General features: G+C 61.9%; 25 protein-coding genes. 4 read left to right on the top strand and 21 right to left on the bottom strand.

The window, feature by feature from the left end:
* Positions 1-45 precede the first annotated feature (45 nt).
* Positions 46-393 (top strand): 5-carboxymethyl-2-hydroxymuconate Delta-isomerase, encoded by a 348-nt coding sequence (locus AB8B02_RS00485; protein ID WP_439062817.1) that lies wholly within the window; start codon positions 46-48, stop codon positions 391-393.
* 276 nt (positions 394-669) lie between these two features.
* Here the strand turns inward: AB8B02_RS00485 and AB8B02_RS00490 are convergent, their stop codons facing one another.
* The 10 genes from AB8B02_RS00490 to phnG form a co-directional block, all read right to left on the bottom strand.
* Positions 670-969, bottom strand: coding sequence for an HU family DNA-binding protein (locus AB8B02_RS00490; RefSeq protein ID WP_068735221.1), 300 nt, complete (start codon positions 967-969; stop codon positions 670-672).
* A gap of 252 nt (positions 970-1221) precedes the next feature.
* Positions 1222-1842 carry a pyridoxamine 5'-phosphate oxidase family protein gene (locus AB8B02_RS00495; RefSeq protein ID WP_068735219.1) on the bottom strand — a complete coding sequence of 207 codons (621 nt, stop codon included), beginning with the start codon at positions 1840-1842 and terminating at the stop codon, positions 1222-1224.
* A gap of 22 nt (positions 1843-1864) precedes the next feature.
* Positions 1865-2443 (bottom strand): phosphonate metabolism protein/1,5-bisphosphokinase (PRPP-forming) PhnN, encoded by a 579-nt coding sequence (gene phnN, locus AB8B02_RS00500; RefSeq protein WP_439062818.1) that lies wholly within the window; start codon positions 2441-2443, stop codon positions 1865-1867.
* The gene (locus tag AB8B02_RS00505) at positions 2440-3594 is read right to left on the bottom strand and encodes an alpha-D-ribose 1-methylphosphonate 5-triphosphate diphosphatase (RefSeq protein ID WP_439062819.1); all 1155 of its coding nucleotides are present in this window, start codon (positions 3592-3594) and stop codon (positions 2440-2442) included. The genes phnN and AB8B02_RS00505 overlap by 4 nt, the downstream gene beginning before the upstream one ends.
* Positions 3595-3605: 11 nt before the next feature.
* Positions 3606-4307, bottom strand: coding sequence for a phosphonate C-P lyase system protein PhnL (gene phnL, locus AB8B02_RS00510; protein WP_320445165.1), 702 nt, complete (start codon positions 4305-4307; stop codon positions 3606-3608).
* 7 nt (positions 4308-4314) lie between these two features.
* Positions 4315-5139, bottom strand: a complete 825-nt coding sequence (phnK, locus tag AB8B02_RS00515) for a phosphonate C-P lyase system protein PhnK (protein ID WP_439062820.1) — start codon at positions 5137-5139, stop codon at positions 4315-4317.
* Positions 5132-6016: an alpha-D-ribose 1-methylphosphonate 5-phosphate C-P-lyase PhnJ gene (locus tag AB8B02_RS00520; protein WP_439062821.1), complete on the bottom strand. Its 885-nt coding sequence runs from the start codon at positions 6014-6016 to the stop codon at positions 5132-5134. The genes phnK and AB8B02_RS00520 overlap by 8 nt, the downstream gene beginning before the upstream one ends.
* Positions 6013-7119, bottom strand: a complete 1107-nt coding sequence (locus AB8B02_RS00525) for a carbon-phosphorus lyase complex subunit PhnI (protein WP_439062822.1) — start codon at positions 7117-7119, stop codon at positions 6013-6015. The genes AB8B02_RS00520 and AB8B02_RS00525 overlap by 4 nt, the downstream gene beginning before the upstream one ends.
* A 2-nt stretch (positions 7120-7121) precedes the next feature.
* Positions 7122-7730 (bottom strand): phosphonate C-P lyase system protein PhnH, encoded by a 609-nt coding sequence (phnH, locus tag AB8B02_RS00530; protein WP_439062823.1) that lies wholly within the window; start codon positions 7728-7730, stop codon positions 7122-7124.
* Between the two features lie 2 nt (positions 7731-7732).
* Positions 7733-8194, bottom strand: coding sequence for a phosphonate C-P lyase system protein PhnG (phnG, locus tag AB8B02_RS00535; RefSeq protein ID WP_439062824.1), 462 nt, complete (start codon positions 8192-8194; stop codon positions 7733-7735).
* Between the two features lie 125 nt (positions 8195-8319).
* Here phnG and phnF point away from each other — a divergent pair, with 125 nt between their 5' ends.
* Complete coding sequence (gene phnF, locus AB8B02_RS00540; protein ID WP_068735417.1) at positions 8320-9054, top strand: phosphonate metabolism transcriptional regulator PhnF; 735 nt, start codon at positions 8320-8322, stop codon at positions 9052-9054.
* Here the strand turns inward: phnF and AB8B02_RS00545 are convergent, their stop codons facing one another.
* The 3 genes from AB8B02_RS00545 to AB8B02_RS00555 form a co-directional block, all read right to left on the bottom strand.
* Positions 9055-9522, bottom strand: a complete 468-nt coding sequence (locus tag AB8B02_RS00545; protein WP_439062825.1) for a DUF1348 family protein — start codon at positions 9520-9522, stop codon at positions 9055-9057.
* A gap of 81 nt (positions 9523-9603) precedes the next feature.
* Positions 9604-10050 (bottom strand): tol-pal system-associated acyl-CoA thioesterase, encoded by a 447-nt coding sequence (ybgC, locus tag AB8B02_RS00550; RefSeq protein WP_439062826.1) that lies wholly within the window; start codon positions 10048-10050, stop codon positions 9604-9606.
* Positions 10051-10215: 165 nt separating this feature from the next.
* A complete protein-coding gene (locus AB8B02_RS00555) occupies positions 10216-12999 on the bottom strand; it encodes a UPF0182 family membrane protein (RefSeq protein WP_439062827.1) in 2784 nt (927 codons plus the stop codon).
* Between the two features lie 239 nt (positions 13000-13238).
* Between AB8B02_RS00555 and rocD the strand changes: the two genes are divergently transcribed.
* Entirely contained in the window at positions 13239-14456 is a 1218-nt protein-coding gene (gene rocD, locus AB8B02_RS00560; protein WP_439062828.1) for an ornithine--oxo-acid transaminase, read from the top strand.
* A gap of 204 nt (positions 14457-14660) precedes the next feature.
* On the opposite strand, the gene AB8B02_RS00565 is transcribed toward rocD, so the two are convergent.
* From AB8B02_RS00565 to AB8B02_RS00595, 7 genes are all read right to left on the bottom strand, one after another.
* The gene (locus AB8B02_RS00565) at positions 14661-15071 is read right to left on the bottom strand and encodes an NUDIX hydrolase (RefSeq protein WP_439062829.1); all 411 of its coding nucleotides are present in this window, start codon (positions 15069-15071) and stop codon (positions 14661-14663) included.
* 6 nt (positions 15072-15077) lie between these two features.
* Positions 15078-16127, bottom strand: a complete 1050-nt coding sequence (gene ruvB / locus AB8B02_RS00570; RefSeq protein ID WP_439062830.1) for a Holliday junction branch migration DNA helicase RuvB — start codon at positions 16125-16127, stop codon at positions 15078-15080.
* A complete protein-coding gene (locus AB8B02_RS00575; protein ID WP_068735190.1) occupies positions 16124-16624 on the bottom strand; it encodes a hypothetical protein in 501 nt (166 codons plus the stop codon). Before AB8B02_RS00575 ends, ruvB begins: the two co-directional genes overlap by 4 nt.
* Positions 16621-17238 carry a Holliday junction branch migration protein RuvA gene (ruvA, locus tag AB8B02_RS00580; protein ID WP_089265378.1) on the bottom strand — a complete coding sequence of 206 codons (618 nt, stop codon included), beginning with the start codon at positions 17236-17238 and terminating at the stop codon, positions 16621-16623. The genes AB8B02_RS00575 and ruvA overlap by 4 nt, the downstream gene beginning before the upstream one ends.
* Positions 17235-17762, bottom strand: a complete 528-nt coding sequence (ruvC, locus tag AB8B02_RS00585) for a crossover junction endodeoxyribonuclease RuvC (protein ID WP_184519190.1) — start codon at positions 17760-17762, stop codon at positions 17235-17237. Before ruvC ends, ruvA begins: the two co-directional genes overlap by 4 nt.
* Positions 17763-17847: 85 nt before the next feature.
* On the bottom strand, positions 17848-18594 hold the full coding sequence (locus AB8B02_RS00590; RefSeq protein ID WP_439062831.1) for a YebC/PmpR family DNA-binding transcriptional regulator: 747 nt from the start codon (positions 18592-18594) through the stop codon (positions 17848-17850).
* A 27-nt stretch (positions 18595-18621) separates the two neighbouring features.
* The gene (locus AB8B02_RS00595; RefSeq protein ID WP_158596842.1) at positions 18622-18768 is read right to left on the bottom strand and encodes a hypothetical protein; all 147 of its coding nucleotides are present in this window, start codon (positions 18766-18768) and stop codon (positions 18622-18624) included.
* A 62-nt stretch (positions 18769-18830) separates the two neighbouring features.
* Here AB8B02_RS00595 and AB8B02_RS00600 point away from each other — a divergent pair, with 62 nt between their 5' ends.
* Positions 18831-20531, top strand: coding sequence for a methyl-accepting chemotaxis protein (locus AB8B02_RS00600; RefSeq protein WP_439064564.1), 1701 nt, complete (start codon positions 18831-18833; stop codon positions 20529-20531).
* A gap of 94 nt (positions 20532-20625) precedes the next feature.
* Here the strand turns inward: AB8B02_RS00600 and AB8B02_RS00605 are convergent, their stop codons facing one another.
* Positions 20626-20892 (bottom strand): hypothetical protein, encoded by a 267-nt coding sequence (locus AB8B02_RS00605; protein WP_089265382.1) that lies wholly within the window; start codon positions 20890-20892, stop codon positions 20626-20628.
* Positions 20893-21047 lie beyond the last annotated feature (155 nt).

The following is a 21047-nucleotide window of genomic DNA, read 5'->3' on the forward strand; positions in this document are numbered from 1 at the left end:
CACCATGAGGTCCGAGATTGAACACGCACCAGGAATTGTCGTCTCATGCCCCATATCGTCATCGAACACTCCACCGAGGGCCATGGCGACGCACTCGACGTCGCCAGCCTGATGCAGGCGTTGCACAATGCCGGCGCCGCCACCGGGGTAATGAAGGCCGCCGACATCAAGGTGCGCGCGATCCCGTATGCGCATCACCTGATGGCCGGCCGGGCCGAAGGCTTCTGCCACCTGTCGGTCTCGATGCTGGAGGGCCGCACACCCGAGCAGAAAGTCGCCGTGAGCGAGGCGTTGCGCGCGGCAATGGTTTTGCTGCTGCCGCACACCAAAAGCCTCAGCGTCGATATCAGGGATATGGACCCGGTCGCCTACAAGAAGCGCGTGAACGATTAGAGCCGCGCTAACTGCCTTCTCCCCGCCTGCGGGGAGAAGGTGGCGTCGCGAAGCGACGACGGATGAGGGGGAGCCTCCGCAGGCGCGGAGCGAATGGAGAGCCCCCTCACCCGACTTCCACGCGCTTCGCGCGTTGCAGTCGACCTCTCCCCGCAAACGGGGAGAGGTAAGGCACTCCCCCAAACGAAAACGGCGCGGCATCCCCAGGGAATGCCGCGCCGTCCTCAATTCTGGTCGGCTGCGGTCACCTCATGGGCGACCGCGCCGAGGGTCTGCTTAGACCGCGTCCTTCGCAGCCTTGACCGGGCGAGCGCGCACGATCTTGCGGGCCGGCTTGGCCTTGAAGGTCATTGCTTCGCCGGTGAAGGGGTTGGTGCCCTTGCGTGCCTTGGTGGCGGGCTTCTTGATGACGACGAACTTGGCGAAGCCGGGAACGAGGAATACGCCGCTCTTCTTCAGCTCTTTATAGCCGAGGGTCGCCATGGTCTCGATAACGCCCTTGACGTCCTTCTTCGAGAGCTCAGTGGTCTCAGCGATTTTCTCGATGAGCTGCGACTTCGTCATTTGGTCTGCCATTTTGCACCTTTTGGTTTGCCGTGATTCGGTGAGACAGACACTATGAGGAATTACGGGAAAAAACCCGTGCTCAATGAAATTTTCACAGATTTTGCCGGGAAAAATGATGTTTTTTGACCATCAAACCCCGATTCGACTTGTACGGCAGGGTTTCAGGACCCTCGCAAGCGCAAAATACTTAGATTAAGGGGCCTACGGAGTCGCGGCAGGCGACAGAAACGCACTGCAAAAATCACCCCCAGATTCGCCCCCTCACCACATGGTCTGGCGCGCCCTTTCCGGCCATTGCCGATCGTATTCCGGACCGCCGACCCGGCGCTCGCTCATCTCCGCCAGGATCTCGCCGGGCGTCGGCAGGGTCTTCGGATCGACGCGTTTATCAGGGTTCCAGAGATCGGACCGCACGATGGCGCGGGCGCATTGGAAATAGATCTCTCCGACCGTCATCACGATCACCGTGCGGGGCGCCTTCTCTGTCACCGCAAAGGATTCAAGCAATGCGGGATCCGCCGACAGATGCGCCTCTCCATTGATGCGCAGCGTCGTGCCCGAGCCCGGGATCAGGAACAGCAGCGCGATCCGCGGATCACGCACGATGTTGCGCAGGCTGTCGACGCGGTTGTTACCGCGGCGGTCGGGCATCATCAGGGTCTTCTCATCATGGATGCGAACGAAGCCCGGCAGGTCGCCGCGCGGCGAGCAATCCAGCCCCTCGGGGCCGGTGGTCGCCAGCGCCGCGAAGGGCGACACTTCGATCAGCCGGCGATATTGCGCCGTCACACAGTCCGCGACCTTGGCGGTGGAGGCTTCGCCAATGTCATCGAAACGGCCGTAGATCTGTTCGAGCTGTTCGATCGTTCCTATGACTGACATGATCGCCCTCCCGTTCGCCTGACTATTGACCCCTGATGACCCGTATCAGGTCATCCGCATGATCTTCCGCGACACCAATATTGTTGATCGTGACGTCGGCACCTGATGTCTCGACGCTACGCTTGAGCCGATCGCCGATCGGCCCATCGGTTGAGCGTCCCCGCGCCGCAAGTCGCGCCGCAAGCACTTCCGGCGGCGCCGTGATCGACACTACGACGACATCTTCATAAGCGGCACGTAGCGCCGGGATAACCGTTCGTGAGATATTGGCAACGACATTGCGGCCGGCGCGAAGCGCATCATCGATCGAGCGCGGAAGTGCATAAGAAAGTCCATGCGCTTCCCAGTGGACGGCGAAAGCGCCGCTGGCCTGTGCCTGACGGAACGCCTCCGGCGTGACCTGCGCATTATTTTCGAATTCTGACGCCTCGCGCGTCACCACGCGGCGCGTGAACACCACACTGTCGTCATCCGCGCAGGCGGCCTGCGCCAGACCGATCAGCGTATCCTTGCCGGCACCCGACGGGCCGACCACCAGCACCAACCGGCCGGGGCCGATCCGACCTGCTTGCGCTTCGGATATCGCCGCGGTGTCGGTCATGCCACCCGATGTCCTTCGCGCCAGACATTGCGCACCACCGGTACCTCATGCGCCACATGGACGCGGATCACGTCGGCGCGCTTGCCGACCGCAATCTCGCCGCGGTCCATGAGCCCGACTGCTTCTGCGGGCCGCTTGGTCACCGTGCGGATCGCGCTCGCCAGATCGATGGATGGCACCTTGCTCGAGAGCTGCAAGGCTCCCATCAGAAGGCTCGACGGCACATAGTCCGACGACAGGATATCCAGCATGCCTTCGCGGGCGAGATCGATCGCCGCGATATTGCCGGAATGCGAACCGTTGCGGACGACATTCGGCGCCCCCATCAGGATGCCGATGCCAGCCTTGTGCAGTCCTTGGGCCGCTTCCAGCGTCGTCGGGAATTCGGCCACCGAGACCTTGTCTCCAACGGCTTCGGTCACGTTGTCTTCCGTCGTGTCGTCATGGCTCGCCAGCGGAATATTGCGCCCGTGAGCCAGCGCCACGATCGCCCGCATATTGCCCGCCGCATATTGCTGCTGGCAAGCCAGGCGCTGCGCGAACATCACATCGAGCTCGGCATCGGACTTGCCGCCCTTGCCGCGATAATAGGTACGCAGCTTCTCCTCGTCGCGGAACTGGCGCTGGCCGGGCGTGTGGTCCATCAGCGACATCAGCCGAACGTTCGGCTTCGCCAATAGCGCCTTCGCTTCCTCGACGACGGTTGGCATCGGAATCTCACAGCGCAGATGCAGGAAGTGATCGACCCGCAGGAGACTGGCTTCGCCAGCAGAGGCAATGGAATCCACCAGCAGGCCGGCGTAGCTGTCGATGCCCTGGCTTGAGTCCTCGCAGCCGACCCGTACCGAATCCAGCACTGTGGTGATGCCCGACGTAGCAAGCTGGCCGTCGTAGGAAACGACGGCGGCGATGGGATCCCAGAACACCTTCGGCCGCGGCATGAAATGGGCTTCGAGATGATCGGTGTGCAATTCGATCAGGCCGGGCATGATCAGATCGCCGCGCATGTCGTCGCTGCCGCGCGGCGCATCTCCCTCGCCGAACTCGGCAATGCGACCGTCGACAAAGGCGATCCAGCCCTTGTCGATGACGCGGTCGGCAAGAACGATCCTGGCGTTGCCGATGACGGTTTCGGTCGATGATGCGGTCATGGTTCTCTTTCTCAGGCAGCAGCAGCGGCGAAGGATGCGACGTCCACCAGCCGGTCGGCGATCAAGTGCCGTACTTCGTCGTCATGCACAATGGCAACCATGGCGACGCCGGCACGTTTTTTCTCGGCGACCAGTTCAACGACCACGGCTCGGTTGGCGGCATCGAGCGACGCAGTCGGTTCGTCCAGCAACAGGATCGGCAGATCGGAGATAAAGCCACGCGCGATATTCACGCGTTGCTGCTCGCCGCCGGAGAAGGTCGAGGGCGGCAGCTTCCACAGCCGCTCGGGAATGTTGAGACGTTTAAGCAACGCCCCCGCACGCGCACGCGCCTCCTCACGCGTTACGCCGGCAGCGAGCAGCGGCTCGGCCACGACATCGATGGCGGCGACACGCGGCACCGCGCGCAGGAACTGGCTGACATAGCCGATGGTGTCGCGGCGCACACCCAGGATCTCGCGCGGCTCGGCGGTGGCGATATCGATGACGTCACCGTTGTGGCGCACGCCGATGGTGCCGCCGTCGCAGCGATAATTGCCGAAGATCATCTTCAGGATCGACGACTTGCCCGCCCCCGAGGGACCGGACAGCACCACGCATTCGCCGGGCGCGACATGGAACGAGACGTTGCGCACCACCGGCAGGCGAATGCCGTCCTGCAGGTGCATCACGAAGGTCTTTTCGGCGTTGCGGATATCGATCATCGGAATCATGTGGACCTCACGCCGGCAGGATTGAGGAAACGAGCAATTGCGTATAGGGCTCTCTGGGATCGTCGAGCACCTGATCGGTGAGCCCCGTTTCGATCACGCGACCTCCCTGCATCACCATCACGCGATGCGACAGCAACCGCGCCACCGCGAGATCATGCGTCACAACGATCGCGCTAAGGCCGAGCTCGCTGACCAGCGTGCGCATCATATCTAGCAAACGCGCCTGCACCGATACGTCCAAGCCACCAGTCGGTTCGTCCATGAAGATGAGACGCGGTTCGGTGACGAGATTGCGCGCGATCTGCAGACGCTGCCGCATGCCGCCGGAATAGGTCCGCGGCGCATCGTCGATACGCTCGGGCGAAATTTCCACGCGTTCGAGCCACGACGTCGCGGTATCGCGAATCTTGCCATAATGGTTATGGCCAACGGCCATCAGCCGCTCACCGACATTGGCGCCGGCGGAGACGGCCATGCGCAGCCCCATCGCCGGGTCCTGATGCACAAAGCCCCAGTCGGTGCGAAACAGGAAGCGCCGCTCGGCTTCGCCCATCGCCGCGAGATCGCGGGTCACGCCGTCGCGCATCCGGTAGGAGACGCTGCCGGTGGTCGGCGCTAACTGGGCGGAGAGGATCTGCAGCAGTGTCGATTTGCCGGACCCGGACTCGCCGACGATAGCCAGCACCTCGCCGGAATAGAGTTCGAAGGACACGTCGCGGCATGCCGCAAGACGGCCATAAGATTTTCCCAGGTTTGCCGCAACGAGCAACGGCTCGTCACTCGCAGCCGCGCGCCCTCCCGGTGCAGTTGAATTAGCTGTCACATCAAGCATTTGCGCTCTCCGCATAGGGCGCAGCATTCTCGCAGCCGCGATGCCCCTGTGATTGCCGCGTTTCGCAATAATCGGTGTCGGAGCAGACGAACATCCGGCTGCCCTTGTTGTCGGTGACGATCTCGTCGAGATAGCTATCCTCGGCGTTGCACAGTGCACAGCAGGCCTTGTGCTTGTAGGGCTTGAATGGATGATCCTCGAAATCCAGCGACACCACCGACGTGTAAGGCGGGATCGCATAGATGCGCTTCTCGCGGCCGGCACCGAACAGTTGCAGCGCCGCGCAGTTGTCCATCTTCGGATTGTCGAATTTCGGCGTCGGCGATGGGTCCATCACGTAACGCGCATTGACCTTCACCGGATAGGCATAGGACGTGGCGATATGGCCGAAGCGGGCGATGTCTTCATAGAGCTTCACGTGCATCAGCCCGTACTCGGCGAGTGCATGCATGCGCCGTGTTTCGGTCTCACGCGGCTCGAGGAAGCGCAGCGGCTCGGGGATCGGCACCTGATAGACCAGCACCTGATGCGCCTGCAGCGTCGCTTCGGGAATGCGATGCCGTGTCTGGATCACAGTCGCATCGCCCGTGCTCGTGGTCACGGCAACGCCGGCAGTTTTCTCGAAGAATTTACGGATCGAGATCGCGTTGGTGGTGTCGTCAGAGCCCTGGTCGATCACCTTGAGCTTGTCGACGGGGCCGAGAATCGCCGCCGTGACCTGCACGCCGCCGGTGCCCCAGCCATAGGGCATCGGCATTTCCCTGCTGGCGAACGGCACCTGATAGCCGGGGATCGCGATCGCCTTGAGAATGGCGCGGCGGATCATTCGCTTGGTCTGCTCGTCCAGATAAGCGAAGTTATATGTCGGCGCGTTCATTCCGCGGCCTCCTGAAGAGCAACGGGCGTCTCGTTGGCGTCGGCGAATTCCTTGCGCAGCTTGCGGAGCAAGCCGAGCTCGGACTGGAAGTCGACATAATGCGGCAGCTTCAGATGCTCGACGAAGCCGGTCGCCTGCACATTGTCGGAATGCGACATGACGAATTCCTCGTCCTGTGCCGGCGCCTTGATGTCCTCGCCAAGCTCGCGCGCGCGCAGCGTGCGGTCGACCAACGCCATCGACATCACCTTGCGTTCGCTCTGGCCGAAAGCGAGGCCATAGCCGCGCGTGAAACACGGCGCCTCGGTATCTGAGCCCTTGAACTGATTGACCATCTGGCATTCGGTCAGCGTGATCGACCCCAGCGGCACCGCGAAGCCAACATCCTCGGCCATGAATTCAACCTCGACCTCGCCGAGGCGGATTTCACCGGCGAAAGGATGGTTGCGGCCATAGCCGCGCTGCGATGAATAGCCGAGCGACAGAAGAAACCCTTCATCGGCCCGTGCAAGATTCTGAAGGCGCAGATCGCGGTCTGCCGGGAAGCTCAGCGCATCGCGCGTGAGATCGCCGACCGGCTTCTCGGGATCTTCGATGGGCGACGTTTCAATCAGGCCGTCGCGGCCAAGAATATCGGTGACGCGCGGCATCACGCCCGGCTCTGCATCGGTCATGGCCGGCTGCTCGGGCGAGGATTCGCCGGTCAGCACCGGATCGAGCAAACGATGCGTATAGTCGAAGGTCGAGCCGAGCACCTGGCCGCCCGGCATGTCCTTGAAGGTCGAGGAGACGCGGCGACGCACCTGCATCTGCGACGTATCGACGGGCTCACTCGAACCGAACCGCGGCAGCGTCGCGCGGAAGGCGCGCAGCAGGAAGATCGCCTCGATCATGTCGCCGCGCGCCTGCTTGATGGCCAGCGCAGCGAGCTCGCGGTCATAGAGCGAGCCTTCGGTCATTACGCGATCGACCGCGAGGCCGAGCTGATTGGAAATCTGCGCCACCGATACTTCCGGCACGTCGCGATCGCCGCGGCGTTCATGAGCCAGCAGACGATGCGCATTCTCGATGGCGCGTTCGCCACCCTTGACGGCGACATACATGCTCAGCCCTCCTTCGCAACAAGGCGCGTGGCGCGCGGCAGCGCGACGATGGATTCGCCGGAGACCAGCACGAGATCGATGCCGCGGGGAAACAGCGAGGCATTCAGCGCGAGACGATCCAGCAGATCCGGCACGCCGATTGCGGCGCGCAGGATCGTGGCGCCGTCAATACCCGGACCGCGCAGCTCATAAGCCGGGCCTTCGGTCAGGCTCGCAACCTGCAGGATGATGGTGGTGGAGCGATCCGGATATTCGCCGGTGCCGAAGGCAAAGTGCTCGAAGGACGGTAGCGCGGCAGCATCAGCCACCACGGCGAAGGCACACACGGCGGGATCAGCGATGACCGGCGCGCTGGTGTGAAACTTAATCCACTTGGCAACATCCATCGTCGCCGCCAACTTGCTATCGAGCCAGACCGGCGTGTCCTGATCGAACAGCGTCAGCGCGATGGCCGCCGCGCCGCGCATCATTGGCGCGGGCACACCCGAAACAGCCTGAATGCGCTGCACGGTACCCGGACGCGCCATCGCATCCATCACCGAACGGAAGGTCGATTGCGCCGCGAGGACCTTATCCGCGAAACCGGCTGGCATTTCCGCAACTGTCGTCATGATCAGCCCTCCCCGCGCACGAGTGTGTAGAAATCGACCTTGGTCGCTGCCGTCTCTGCGGCCTTCCGCTTGACATCGGCGACGACGCGCGCACGCAGCGGCGTCAGCACTTTGGTCTCGATAGCATCCGAGAATTCACGGGTCTGGATGAGTGCGTCGCAAAGTGCGATCAGCTGCGCCTTCGCCCCGTCACGGCCCAGCGTGTAGCCGAAGCCAACCTCGCCTGATGCCAACCGTACAGCGGCACGCGACACGGTCGCCTCGCCGAGATTGAATGGCGCGCCATCGCCGCCGATCCGGCCACGCAGCATCACCAGGCCGTTTTCCGGCTGACGCAGATGTTCATGGGCGGGAACAGCCACAGCATCGAGATATCCGGCGATATCCGCCGTGGCGCAGTGCCCAAGCACCCCCATCGCCTCACGGCGCCGGGCCTGCTGGTGGTTCAGGGAGGATGAAGTCATGTCACCGTCACTCAACAAGTTGTATGATTTACTAGACAACTTTATAGGCGGAGGCAATGACCGTTTCGTGACAGCGGCACGATTTTTCGCTAATGCGTGGTCGACATCATTCCGGGACCGATTTTGTGACCATTCAGGACAAGCCAACAGGCGTGGCACTTTGGCGGCATGTGGCCGACGGCATCGAGCGCGGCATTGCAGATGGCCGCTATGGTGCTGGCGAAAAGCTGCCCGGCGAGACTGAACTGGCTGACATCTACCGCGTCAATCGCCACACCGTGCGCCGCGCCCTCGCGACCCTGGCCGAACGCGGCCTGGTGCGCGCCGAGCGCGGCAGCGGCACCTATGTGGAATCGCCAAAGCTTGCATATCCCCTGCGATCACGCACGCGCTTCTCGGAAATTGCCGGTGCCGGCGGGCGCGAGCCGCAAGCGCAATTGATCGGAGCCTGGGACGATGTGGCAACACGCGATCTCGCGAGGCAGCTTGGCCTCAAAGCCGGCGCTCCGCTGATCCGCATTGAAGCCTTGCGGTTGGCGGACAAGACGCCGATCTGCGTCGGCACCAACTGGCTGTCGGCCGAACGCTTTCCCGATTTCGGCAAGGTCTATGAGCGCGTGCGCTCGATGACCAAGGCCCTGGCGCATTACGGCATCAAGGACTATCGCCGCGCCTCGACCAAGGTCACCGCGGGGATCATCGACGCGACCGATGCGACACGGCTTGGTGTCGCCCTCGGGCGCCCGATCTTGATTGTCGACTCCATCGATGTGGATGCCGACGGCACGCCGCTAAGCGCTACGCATTCGCGCTTCGTCGCCGAGCGCGTCGAATTCGTGGTCGATAGCGGCTCGCTTTAGTTAGAACGGGTCGGTGCCGAGACCCGGCACATCGGCCGGACGCGGCCCCGGCGCCGGCCACAGGAAACGGCGATCCTTCTCGGCAATCGCAACGTCGTTGATGCTCGCCTCGCGGCGGCGCATCAGGCCGGCCTCGTCAAACTCCCATTGCTCATTGCCATAGGAGCGATGCCAGTTGCCGGCGTCGTCATGCCATTCATATTGAAAGCGCACGGCAATGTGATTGTCGTCGAACGCCCACAAATCCTTGATCAGCCGATATTCGTGCTCCTTCGCCCATTTACGGGTGAGGAATTCGACGATCGCCGGGCGCCCCTGAAAGAACTCGCCGCGATTGCGCCAGACGCTGTCCTCGGTATAGGCCAGCGACACTTTCACCGGATCGCGTGAATTCCAGGCGTCCTCGGCCATGCGGGCCTTCTGGGCGGCGGTTTCTCGGGTGAAGGGCGGAAACGGTGGACGCGACATGGGACCCTCAGCTTTGCGATATGCCGGGATTGTAGCCCTGCTGCATGCGGAGTCGATGCCGTTTCACCTATGGGGCGATTGCTAAATCTGATCGGCCTTCATGGCAATCCGCAGCGCTTTCGGGATCGGCTTGGCGCGGCCGCCGGACACGAAGGCCACCTTGACCTTGGCCTCAAGCAGCAACTCATCGCCGCGGCGCACTTCCTGACCCAGCATGATCGAGGCACCCCTCACCTCTTGTGGAACCGTGACGACGTCAAGCAGATCGTCCAGGACTGCCGGTTTTAGAAATTCAATTTTCATCGAACGAACAACGAAGGCAAAGCCGGGCGCATCCTCTCGCGCTTCTTTCAGCAGCTCTTGTTGACTCGTTCCGAGCAAACGCAAGTAATTCGTTCTGCCGCGCTCCATGAAGCGCAAAAAATTCGCGTGATAAACAATCTGGCCGGCGTCAGTATCTTCGAAATAAACGCGGACCCGCATATGATGACGACCATCGCGAATTTCGCCATCAAGAGAGGCTGTCACAGGGAGATTCCTCTTATCACACTTCGGAGAGTAACCGTCTTGCACAGAGGCACCTTCCCCAGCAAGTGCCAATCGCTTTGGGCTTGAACCTTGCTCGGGATGCACCTGGAATCTTGGTCGCGGGAACGCGCATCTCTTTGTCGAATGACAATCAGCCGGCGTTGGTCAGTGTCCGGCTGATTCCCGGCTCATTTTCTCCAAAAGACCGCGCATCGCGTCAATCTGCGTGCCGAAGCCTGCCCAATCCCCAGACCTCAACAGCTTCATTGCCTCGTTATAGCGATCAAGCGCCTCCTGCGCCCTGTTTTCCGCAGGGCTCGCACGTGGCATTTCCGTCGCAGCACTCAGCGATGTCGGCGACGCGTTAGTTTCGATGAAAAGCGCGGACAAGGCCTCGGCAAGCGTCTCTTTCATGACGACATGCTCGCCGTAGGCGGCGATCACGCGCTTGAGCTCCGGCAAGTGTCCGTGGACCGCGCGCAGGTACAGCGGCGATACGTACAGGATCGAATTCTCGATCGGGATCACCAGCAGGTTTCCGCGGATCACCCGTGAACCCATCTGGTTCCACAACGATATTTGCTGGGAGATCTCCGTGTTCTGATGAATGCGCGCCTCGATCTGGAACGGTCCGTAGACGAGCTTCTCCTTGGGAAATTCGTAGACGATCAATTTTCCATAGTCTGGAGCGTCGCAGCGCGCTGCCAGCCATGCGATCATGTTGTCGCGTCGGCTTGGCACCATGGGGATCATGATAAAGAACTCGGCCTGGGTTTCTCCGGGCAGCCGCATCACAATGTAGTAAGGGACCATCGGCGCGACGCCGTCGCCGGCCGGCTGGCGCGGAAACTGCCAAAGATCCTCCCGGTTATAGAAAACGTCGGCAGATGCCATGTGATAGGTCTGGTAAAGCTGCGCCTGAATCAGGAAGAGGTCCTCGGGATAGCGAATGTGCTTTTGCAGATCGGACGGCATTGCCGCAAACGGCTTGAATAGCCCCGGAAAGATTCGCTGGTAGGTGGCTACGATCGGGTCCGCCTGGTCCATCAGATAAAAGTCGACACTGCCGTTATAGGCGTCGATGACGGCCTTCACGGAATTGCGGATGTAGTTCAGATTGCGGCCGGGCGCGGGCTGCGCAGAGGGAAAATAGTTACTCGTTGTATAGGCATCCTGGATCCAGAACATCCGCCCCTCGCTGATGACCAGATAGGGATCGTGGTCGAGGCTGAGGAACGGGGCGATCGTGCGTAGCCGTTCCCCGATATTGCGCCGGATCATGATCCGGCTGTCGTCGGTGATGTAGCTGGAGAGCAGCAGGTTCATGTCGTTGAAGTGGTGAGCGAAGATGATTTTTCGCACCATACCCGTCAGCGGTACGCCACCGGCACCGTCGTAGACCGTGTATGCGTTTTCACTCCCCTTCGGATAGTCGAATTCCGGCGTGGTCGTCCTGACGACAACGTAGTGGCTCTCCTCTTGTCCATAATAAATGCGCGGTTCGCGGATTTCGGGGCCTCCGTCCGCAACGGGAGGAATATCCCGCAGGTAAAGCAGCGGAAGCCCTTCAGCGCTCTTGTGCATTACCGGGCTCATCACCGCTCCATTGCCGTGGGTGAACAGCAGGTGGAGGTTGACCCACGTCTGGGCGTTCGGCGGTAGCAGTGAGGATCTGAGCTCGCGTGCCGACAGCATCACGCTCTGGTAGGTGCCGCGAAGCCAGTAGCGGTCGACATCCAGGTCACTTAATTTGTAGTAAGTGCGTATCTCCTGCAGCTGGGCGTAGGTATCGGCTAGCGGCTGCCCGTCCCACAATCTGATGTTCTCGATGGTCGCCTTGTTGGCTTCGAGTGTCGCGAAGGTAAGGTCCTGTTCGGCAGGAAAGGGCTTGGCGGCGATCTTGTCGAGATTATAGGCTTCCCTGGTCAGACGGATGCTGCGCTCGATGTAGGGCCGCTCCAGTTCCAGTTCGTTCGGTTTCACGTAGAACCGCTGAAACAGCGTCGGGATCACGCCGGACAGCAGGAAGGCGCCCCCGAAGACGAGCAACATCGCGGCAGTGGGGAGCCAGTAGGTACGCGCCCACAGGTTCGCCCACGCGGCGCATGCCGCGACGATCGAAAGCCCGATCAGCAACCAGAGAACGGGTAGCTGAACGTGGACATCGGTGTAGCTCGCGCCAACCACTACGCCATTGTCTCCGTAGAGCAGCAAATAACGGTCGAGTCCGTAGGACCATGCCTTCACCGCAAAGAGCAAGCCGAGCAGCGCCGAGCCGTGAGCAACCGCTGTCGGTGATATCGACCACCGCTGGACCTGGTATTCGATCTGACCATGCAGCCAATAGATCACTGCGGCGAGAAGTGCGCTCATGAACAGCGTTAGCAATGCCCAATTCTTGATGGCGATATAGGCGGGCAGAGAGAACAGATAGAATCCAATATCTTTGTCATACAGCGGATCATTCGCGCCATATGGCACCTGATAGAGGAACTGCAGAATGATGCTCCAGTTGCCGACCTCCTCCCATGCAACAAGCAGAGCGAGGAATCCGGCGCCGCCAGCGATGGCAAGGCGCCATGGCAACCGATCGCGCATGAATTCGAACGGATCGGGCGGCACCGCAGTGGCCGCGAGCTTCCAGTCGAAGCCGACGGGAAGCCCGCCTCGCCGCCGTCGGACAAGAAAAAGTGCCAGCCGGGCGTTCGCCCACGCAATGACGGCAGTTGCCGCGAAGACGACGGAAAAGACGGCGGCTTTCGCGCCGATCGATGTCCAGAAAACCTGCGAATAGCCGACCGCGGAGAACCACATCCAGTCGACCAGGAAGTCGCCGACAATCGCGAGAAGGATCAGGCAAATTCCGGAGAAGATGGCAGTCACAATCACCCCGACCACGGCGTTTCGCCCTGGCGTCTTCCGTTCGGGCCCGGTAATCCCGATCGTCATGAACGGATTATAGCAGAACGGGAGAGGTGGCGGTGCCTGTCTTGAGCCCTCACACCTGTTTTTTCTGCGTCGGCCTTCCTACATCAGAACTAAGGTGCGCATCGCCTTACGCGCGCCCAATCGGGAGAGCGCGCCATGAGCGGTGATCTCACGATGTAGTTGTGCTTGTGCGCCCTCACCAACGGTCGGGATGGCATGCCGAACCGGTGCGGGGGAGGAACGCGGCAGGAGCGCTTGTCATGACTGATTTCGCCGGTCTCGAAGCCCGTTTTGGCGCAGGAAACTATGCACCGTTGCCGGTCACGATCGTCCGCGGGGCTGGTGTCTACGTGTGGGACGAGGCTGGCAGACGCTACATCGACATGATGGGCGCATATTCGGCGGCGAGCTTCGGCCATTGCCATCCGCGCCTCGTCAAGGCGCTGACAGAACAGGCACGACGCCTGGATACGATTTCGCGCGCTTATTTCAGCGATCGGCTGGGGCCTTTCCTCGCGAAGGCTTGTGCACTTACCGGTATGGACGCCGCGTTGCCGATGAACAGCGGCGCGGAAGCCGTCGAGACGGCGCTCAAGGCGGCACGTAAATGGGCCTACAGGGTCAAGGGAGTGCCGACTGACCGGGCCGAAATCATCGTCGCGGAAGGAAATTTCCACGGCCGCACCATCTCGATCGTCGGCTTTTCTTCGCAAGCCCAATATCGCGACGGCTTCGGGCCGTTCCCGCCCGGCTTCACGCGCGTGCCGTTCGGCGATGCGTCGGCGCTCGCCGCGGCCATTACCCCTGACACCGCGGCCTTTTTGGTCGAACCAATTCAAGGCGAAGGCGGGATCAATGTGCCGCCCCCTGGATATCTCGCTGAGGTCGCGCGCATTTGCAAGGCGAACAACGTGCTGCTGCTGTGCGACGAGATCCAGAGCGGTCTGGGACGCACCGGACGTCTGCTCGCGTGTCAGCATGAAGGAGTAACACCCGACGGTCTGATGCTCGGCAAGGCGCTCGGCGGCGGGATGTTGCCGGTTTCGCTTTTCCTCGCCCGTCGCGAGGTCATGCAGGTTTTCACTCCCGGTGACCACGGCAGCACGTTCGGAGGCAACCCGATTGCATCAGCGGTTGGATTAGCCGCCCTCGACACACTGATCGACGAGCGATTGATTGAACGCGCCGCGACTGTCGGCGCGCATCTCCTCGATCGGCTCTCCGCGATCAAAAATCCGATCATTCGCGAGGTGCGCGGTCGCGGTTTGTTTGCGGGGGTCGAGTTACACCGCAACATGGCTAGTGCCGGTACGGTGATCAGCCGCTTGCTTCAGGCGGGAGTGCTGACCAAAGATACTCACCGGAACACGATACGCTTTGCGCCGCCCTTGATTATCGACGAGTCACAAGTGGATTGGGCCGTAGACCGATTGACCGAAGTACTGGACGAGATCGCCGCATCGACGGTTCAGGCCTAGCGGCCGCCAATATTGGGCAAGCCTGCTATCTGAGAATTACCGAAGCCAAGCGAAAGATTTGCAATAGTCCGGTCTTTAGAATTGGGCGCGTTAAAGTCTCTTCCCCGAAAGACAATTACAAGCTTCCCGCCAAATCGGCGCCCTCGTAATAAACCCCCACCTGTATGCGATGCAGGCCGTCGAGATGGAAGGTCGTAGAACCTGTCATAACGAAAAGCCGTGAGCTGCGAGTGGCAGCACATAATCACGCGTCAATGGCGCCAAGACGATAGCCTCAGGCGCAGTTGGATTGATCCAAATCGCTTCGGCGATCTCGGCCTGGGGCGCGATCGCTCCATCCACCTTCACCGCATAAACACTGGCCTGCACCCGCCATCCCGGCTCATTCGCGGCGACGCTGGTGAATTGTCCGAGTGCTTGCGCGGAGCCCGGCACCATCCGGCAGCCGAGCTCCTCGCTGATCTCGCGCCCCAGCGCGGCCAGATCGTCCTCGCCAGCATCACGCTTGCCGCCCGGCTGCATGAAGGCCACGGTGCCGCGCTTGCGCACCACCAGCATGCGCCCTCTATCGTCACGGATTAGCGCGGCGACCACGCCGATCATCTTGTCGGTCATTGTGTGCTACTCTTCTTCGCTCGATCCGAACAAGCCGATCTGGCTCTCATCCCGTTTCGGCTCACTCAGTCCGAGATGCTTGAACGCATGCGAGGTGAGCAGCCGGCCGCGCGGGGTGCGCTGCAGATAGCCGCACTGGATCAGATAGGGCTCGATAATGTCCTCGATGGCATCACGCGGCTCGGACAGCGCGGCCGCCATGGTCTCGACGCCAACGGGACCACCGGCATAGTTCATGGCGATGGTGGTGAGATAGCGGCGATCCATGGCATCGAGACCCGCACTGTCAACTTCCAATGCGGACAGCGCGTGGTCGGCGATTTTGCGATCGATCGCTGACGCATCCGCAGCGGAGGCAAAGTCACGCACACGGCGCAACAGACGCCCGGCGATGCGCGGCGTGCCGCGGGCACGGCGCGCAATCTCGTTAGAGCCTTCAGGGGTCATGCCGATGTCCAGCACGCGAGCACCGCGCGTGACGATCTTTTCGAGCTCGTCGATCGTGTAGAAATTCAGCCGCAGCGGAATGCCGAAACGATCACGCAGCGGATTGGTCAGCAGACCCGCACGGGTGGTCGCGCCGACCAGCGTGAATTTCGACAGTTCGATTTTCACCGAGCGTGCGGCAGGACCTTCGCCGATGATGAGGTCGAGCTGAAAATCCTCCATCGCCGGATAGAGCACTTCTTCCACTGCGGGGCTGAGACGGTGGATCTCGTCGATGAAGAGGACATCGCGCTCTTCGAGATTGGTCAGCAATGCGGCGAGATCGCCGGCCTTGGCGATGACGGGACCGGATGTCGCGCGAAATCCGACACCGAGTTCGCGCGCCACGATCTGCGCCAGCGTGGTCTTGCCGAGACCGGGCGGGCCCACAAACAATGTGTGATCCAGCGCCTCGCCGCGCTTGCGGGCGGCATCGATAAAGATTTGCAGATTGGCGCGCGCCTGTGCCTGGCCGACGAAATCGGACAGCGACTGCGGGCGCAGCGTGGTGTCGCCGACATCGTCGGAACGGCGCTCGGGCGTGATGATGCGATCGGGTGGCGTATTCATGATGCGACGTTACCACGGTGCAACGGCCGCGCGAACCACCAGCACAGGCTGGCTGGAATCACGGCAATGCCCGCGAGCAATGCGGACAGTGACAGCGCCTGCGTGAGTGATCGAACGCCGGGCAAAATCACCGCCGACGATTCCGAGGGCTGAACGAACATTCCAAACCCGATGAAGCCGGCAATGCCGACGGCCGCAGCAAGCCACGCCATCCAGATCGCGTTTTGTCCGGCATAGACGGCCGACAGCGCGAAGACGACGCCGGCACCGAGCGACGGCAGCAGCGCCGCCAATGCAGCAACGAATGCCAGCAGCCACAGTGCAATCGAGACAAGCGATCTGAAACCATCGAGATCGGCGACAGAGAAGATCAATTGCAGGATCGACGCACCCAGACCGACGACGAGCAACGATACGAGCGCAGCCACGGATAGCGAACCGACAATACCGAAGATCGCGACAATGCCGATCACACGGGCGATTCTGGCCAGGCTCACTTCGCCAATTCCTTCAGCCCGAGCTTGATGAGTTGCGCCGTTTCCGCACCCTCGCCTGCGCTGCGCGACGCGGCTGCGACGGCGGCCGCCGCCTGTGGCTGGCCATAGCCGAGATTGACCAGCGCGGAGATCGCATCCCTGACGGCGCCTGGTGCGCGGTTGTCGTCCATCGCACCGGCGAGTTGCGCGACCACCGGATCGACGGACGCAAAGGCCGGCGCCTTGTCCTTCAATTCGCTGACGATGCGCTCGGCCACTTTAGGACCGACGCCCGGCGTGCGCGCCACGGCCGTCTTGTCGCGCAGCGCGATAGCGTTGGCGAGGTCGGCCGGCGGCAGCGTGCTGAGCACGGCGAGCGCGACCTTGGCACCAACGCCCTGCACGGTCTGCAGCAGGCGAAACCATTCGCGCTCCATATCGCTGCGGAATCCGAACAGCTTGATCTGGTCTTCGCGGACATAGGTTTCGATGGCGAGCACCGCAGCTTCGCCCGCCTGCGGCAGTGCCTGCAGCGTGCGAGCGGAACAATGCACCTGATAACCGACGCCCTGTACGTCGAGGATCACATAGTCCTCGCCATAGCTGTCGATCAGGCCTTTGAGCTTGCCGATCACGCGCCGACGACCTTGAGGCGCAGTGCCGTGCTCTGACGGTGATGCGCATGGGTGATGGCGATGGCCAGCGCGTCGGCCGCATCGGCGGATTTCGGCTCAGCCTTCGGCAGCAGGATCTTCAGCATCACCTGGATCTGGTTCTTGTCGGCGTGGCCCGCGCCGACCACGGTCTTCTTCACCTGATTGGGCGCGTATTCGGCGACGGCAATGCCGAACATCGCCGGCGTCATCATGGCGATGCCGCGCGCCTGGCCGAGCTTCAGCGTCGCGACGCCGTCCTTGTTGACGAAGGTCTGCTCCACCGCAGCTTCGGCCGGCTGGAAGTCGCCGAGGATCTTGGCGAGACCTTCATGAATGCCGAGCAGCCGGCTTGCCAACGGCAGATTGTCCGGCGGTTCCACCGAACCGCAGCCGATATAGGTCAGCCGGTTGCCGTCGATCTCGATCACGCCCCAGCCGGTGCGGCGCAGGCCCGGATCGATGCCGATGATACGGACAGGAGGGCGAATCGCAGGGTTTGTCATCCCACAGGGATAACGCCGGAGGGCAGGGAACGAAATAGAAACGCGAAGCCGTCCCAAAGGAAAGAGAGGGAAGCTGAGCCCCTGCTCAGCCGCCCATCTTGGCCATCAGTGCGTCGGACACCTCAAAGTTGGCATAGACGTTCTGCACGTCGTCATGCTCGTTCAACAGGTCCATCAGCTTGATCAGCTTTTCGCCGGTCTCGTCATCGACCGAGAGCGTATTCTGCGGCTTCCAGATCACCGCCGCCTTGCGGGCTTCGCCGAACTTGGCTTCCAGTCCCTTGGCAACCTCGCGGAACGTCTCCTGCGAGGCATAGACCTCATGGCCGCCCTCGCCCGACACCACGTCATCCGCGCCGGCGTCGATGGCAGCTTCGAGCATGTCGTCGGCAGAGGCCTTGTCGGCGTCATATTCGATCACGCCGACATGGTCGAACATGAAGGAAACTGAGCCGGTTTCGCCCAAATTGCCGCCAGATTTGGTGAAGTAAGAACGGATGTCGGAGGCGGCGCGATTGCGGTTGTCGGTCAGCGCCTCGACGATGACGGCGACGCCGCCGGGGCCGTAGCCCTCGTAGCGGATTTCATCGTAGTTCTCGCCATCGCTGCCGATCGCCTTCTTGATGGCACGCTCGATGTTGTCGCGCGGCATGTTCTCCTGCCGGGCGGCGATCACGGCGGAGCGCAGCCGGGCATTCATCGACGGGTCCGGCGTCCCCATCTTGGCAGCGACGGTGATTTCGCGCGCCAGCTTGCTGAACAGCTTGGACTTCTGGGCATCCTGCCGGCCCTTGCGGTGCATGATGTTCTTGAATTGGGAATGTCCGGCCATGCGGTCTCTCTTGAAGCGTCAGGGTAGTTAGGGCTGCGGCGCGGGGTTATAGGCCGCGAAATCGGCAAAATCAAAAATTTGCAGCCGAATCCGGCAGATCTTCGCAATACCGCGACCGACCTTAACCATCACTTCACGCCGAGGTGCAAGGTTACCCGCATAGATTGTATTCATTGGGGTCACCGATGGCGTTTGGACTGTTCCGCAAGCGGCAGCCGGAAGCGGCTGAAGTGGTGATGATTGCTGAAAACACAGCACCTTCCGTGGCACCGCAGCATCCTGAACCAGATACCGCTCGCGACATCCTGGAGTTGCTGGAACTCGAGCTGGGCGCGCTTATCCGCCAGCTCGAGCGCGCGGCAACTTCGGTGGCCGGCGGCGCCGAATCGACCGCCACTACCCTCTCCGCCATCCGCGCCCGCACCGACGTGCTGGCCGACCGCAGCAGCGCCGCGCAATCCACCGCCACCACCTTTGCGCAGGCCGCCGACAAATTCACCCATTCGGCCGAGGGCATCGGCACCCAGGTGCGCGATGCCAGCCGGCTCGCGGACGAGGCCGGCGCCGCCGCGCATGAAGCCAGCGCCAATGTGGATCGCCTGCGCGACTCCTCCGCTGCCATCAGCAATGTGTTGGAGTTGATCGCGCAGATTGCCCGGCAGACAACAATGCTGGCGCTGAACGCGACCATCGAGGCGGCACGCGCCGGCGCTGCAGGCCGCGGCTTCTCGGTCGTCGCCACCGAGGTCAAGGCGCTGGCAGTGCAGACTCAGAACGCCACCGAAGAGATCAGGAAGAAGATCGATACCCTGCAGCGCGACGCTGCGAGTTCGGTCGACGCCGTGCATCGCATCTCCACCGCCATCGACGCGATCCGCCCGGTCTTTGCCAATGTCAACGGCGCGGTCGCCGAACAGAACGCGACGACCAGCGAGATGTCGCATAACGCTGCCACTGCCTCGCAGTTCATCGTCTCGGTCGGCGACAGCGCCGCAGAAATCGATAGCGCTGCAAAGGAAGCGGCTGCGCACGGCGAGCATGTCGCGCAGGCCGGCCAGGCTGTGACGATGTTTGCCTCGCGGCTGAAGTCGCGTTGCGCGGTACTGCTCAAACAAAGCGAACGCGAAGACGAGCGACGACGCGAAAAGCTGCCATGTCACCTCAACGTCGATCTTCAGGCACGCGGCGGCCAGATCAGCGCGCCGGTCTATGAAATCTCGATGGACGGCATTCTCATCGGCGGACCGGACGCGAACCGGCTTCCGTTGCACGACATCGTTGCTGCTGAACTCAGCGAGGTCGGCCCCTGCCGCCTGCGCATTGCCGAACATTCCCCCGCCGGCGCACAGGCACTGTTCGTCGCGCCCGACGGGGCTCTCATCAGCCGGATCGAAGACCGGCTATGGGCTATTCATGACGAAAACACCGAATTCGTCACCCGCGCCATTGATGCCGGCGCCGCGCTCAACAAGATCTTTGCCGACGGTATTGCATCCGGCGCTATCAGCATCGACGACATGTTCGACGACAACTACGTCGAAATCCCTGGCTCCAGTCCGGTACAGTACCGGACAAAGATTCTCGGCTGGGCCGACCGCGCACTCCCCGAATTCCAGGATGCGTTTCTGGCAAAGGACTCCCGTATGGCGTTCTGCGCCATGATCGACCGCAACGGCTATCTGCCGGTGCATAACAGCATCTATTCGAAGCCGCAGCGCCCGGGTGATGTCGCCTGGAACACGGCCAACTGCCGCAATCGCCGCATCTTCAACGATCCGGCTGGATTGGCCGCCGGTCGCAACACCCGTTCCTATCTGATCCAGAGTTATGCCCGCGACATGGGCAACGGTCAGACCGTGATGATGCGCGAGATCGACGTGCCTGTGCGCATACAGGGACGCCATTGGGGCGGCTTCCGCACGGCGTACAAATTATGATTTGGGTTTGTAAACGGCGCTGCCACCTGAGACCTGGCGCAGCGCCGCCTATTCCGTCTGCGAGTGGGCTAGCAGCCGAAACTGCCAAGGCGTCCTAGCCGCCGCTCGTTCGGCCTTCCGCATTGTCATCTCCGCCGTATGAACCGCCGCCATATCCATATGGCGCGCTGTATCCATATGAACCGGGGCCGGCACCAAATCCGCGATAGACCGTTACGGGGGCGCTTCCCTCATACCGCGCGTGAGAGGACATGATCCGTCGATGCTTGCTGGCAGCGCTATGCCCGTCTTTGGCCTGCGCGGTCCAGCTCGAAGTGCCGGCGATCAGTAAAGCGGCGCCCAACAGAATGAATTTATTCATCACATTTTTCCTTGGTCAACGAGCCCCGCGACCTCAGATGCGCACGCTTGGCTCTCAAGGTAGCGCCAATCACGCGTAGTTGAATTTCGGCTTGCGGTACCCCGTCCTGCATGGACAGCGGCGGCGAGACCATTGGGGCCATTTGCCCATTCGCT

This window comes from Tardiphaga sp. 862_B3_N4_1 (assembly GCF_051811085.1).
In the GTDB taxonomy this organism is placed as follows: Bacteria; Pseudomonadota; Alphaproteobacteria; order Rhizobiales; family Xanthobacteraceae; genus Tardiphaga; species Tardiphaga robiniae.

Excerpts from the sequence above, each read along its gene's own strand:
- AB8B02_RS00485 (WP_439062817.1), top strand. The coding sequence starts at position 46 with ATGCCCCATATCGTCATCGAACACTCCACCGAGGGCCATGGCGACGCA.
- AB8B02_RS00490 (WP_068735221.1), bottom strand. The coding sequence starts at position 969 with ATGGCAGACCAAATGACGAAGTCGCAGCTCATCGAGAAAATCGCTGAG.
- AB8B02_RS00495 (WP_068735219.1), bottom strand. The coding sequence starts at position 1,842 with ATGTCAGTCATAGGAACGATCGAACAGCTCGAACAGATCTACGGCCGT.
- phnN (WP_439062818.1), bottom strand. The coding sequence starts at position 2,443 with ATGACCGACACCGCGGCGATATCCGAAGCGCAAGCAGGTCGGATCGGC.
- AB8B02_RS00505 (WP_439062819.1), bottom strand. The coding sequence starts at position 3,594 with ATGACCGCATCATCGACCGAAACCGTCATCGGCAACGCCAGGATCGTT.
- phnL (WP_320445165.1), bottom strand. The coding sequence starts at position 4,307 with ATGATTCCGATGATCGATATCCGCAACGCCGAAAAGACCTTCGTGATG.
- phnK (WP_439062820.1), bottom strand. The coding sequence starts at position 5,139 with ATGCTTGATGTGACAGCTAATTCAACTGCACCGGGAGGGCGCGCGGCT.
- AB8B02_RS00520 (WP_439062821.1), bottom strand. The coding sequence starts at position 6,016 with ATGAACGCGCCGACATATAACTTCGCTTATCTGGACGAGCAGACCAAG.
- AB8B02_RS00525 (WP_439062822.1), bottom strand. The coding sequence starts at position 7,119 with ATGTATGTCGCCGTCAAGGGTGGCGAACGCGCCATCGAGAATGCGCAT.
- phnH (WP_439062823.1), bottom strand. The coding sequence starts at position 7,730 with ATGACGACAGTTGCGGAAATGCCAGCCGGTTTCGCGGATAAGGTCCTC.
- phnG (WP_439062824.1), bottom strand. The coding sequence starts at position 8,194 with ATGACTTCATCCTCCCTGAACCACCAGCAGGCCCGGCGCCGTGAGGCG.
- AB8B02_RS00545 (WP_439062825.1), bottom strand. The coding sequence starts at position 9,522 with ATGTCGCGTCCACCGTTTCCGCCCTTCACCCGAGAAACCGCCGCCCAG.
- AB8B02_RS00555 (WP_439062827.1), bottom strand. The coding sequence starts at position 12,999 with ATGACGATCGGGATTACCGGGCCCGAACGGAAGACGCCAGGGCGAAAC.
- rocD (WP_439062828.1), top strand. The coding sequence starts at position 13,239 with ATGACTGATTTCGCCGGTCTCGAAGCCCGTTTTGGCGCAGGAAACTAT.
- AB8B02_RS00565 (WP_439062829.1), bottom strand. The coding sequence starts at position 15,071 with ATGACCGACAAGATGATCGGCGTGGTCGCCGCGCTAATCCGTGACGAT.
- ruvB (WP_439062830.1), bottom strand. The coding sequence starts at position 16,127 with ATGAATACGCCACCCGATCGCATCATCACGCCCGAGCGCCGTTCCGAC.
- ruvC (WP_184519190.1), bottom strand. The coding sequence starts at position 17,762 with ATGACAAACCCTGCGATTCGCCCTCCTGTCCGTATCATCGGCATCGAT.
- AB8B02_RS00590 (WP_439062831.1), bottom strand. The coding sequence starts at position 18,594 with ATGGCCGGACATTCCCAATTCAAGAACATCATGCACCGCAAGGGCCGG.
- AB8B02_RS00595 (WP_158596842.1), bottom strand. The coding sequence starts at position 18,768 with ATGAATACAATCTATGCGGGTAACCTTGCACCTCGGCGTGAAGTGATG.
- AB8B02_RS00600 (WP_439064564.1), top strand. The coding sequence starts at position 18,831 with ATGATTGCTGAAAACACAGCACCTTCCGTGGCACCGCAGCATCCTGAA.
- AB8B02_RS00605 (WP_089265382.1), bottom strand. The coding sequence starts at position 20,892 with ATGAATAAATTCATTCTGTTGGGCGCCGCTTTACTGATCGCCGGCACT.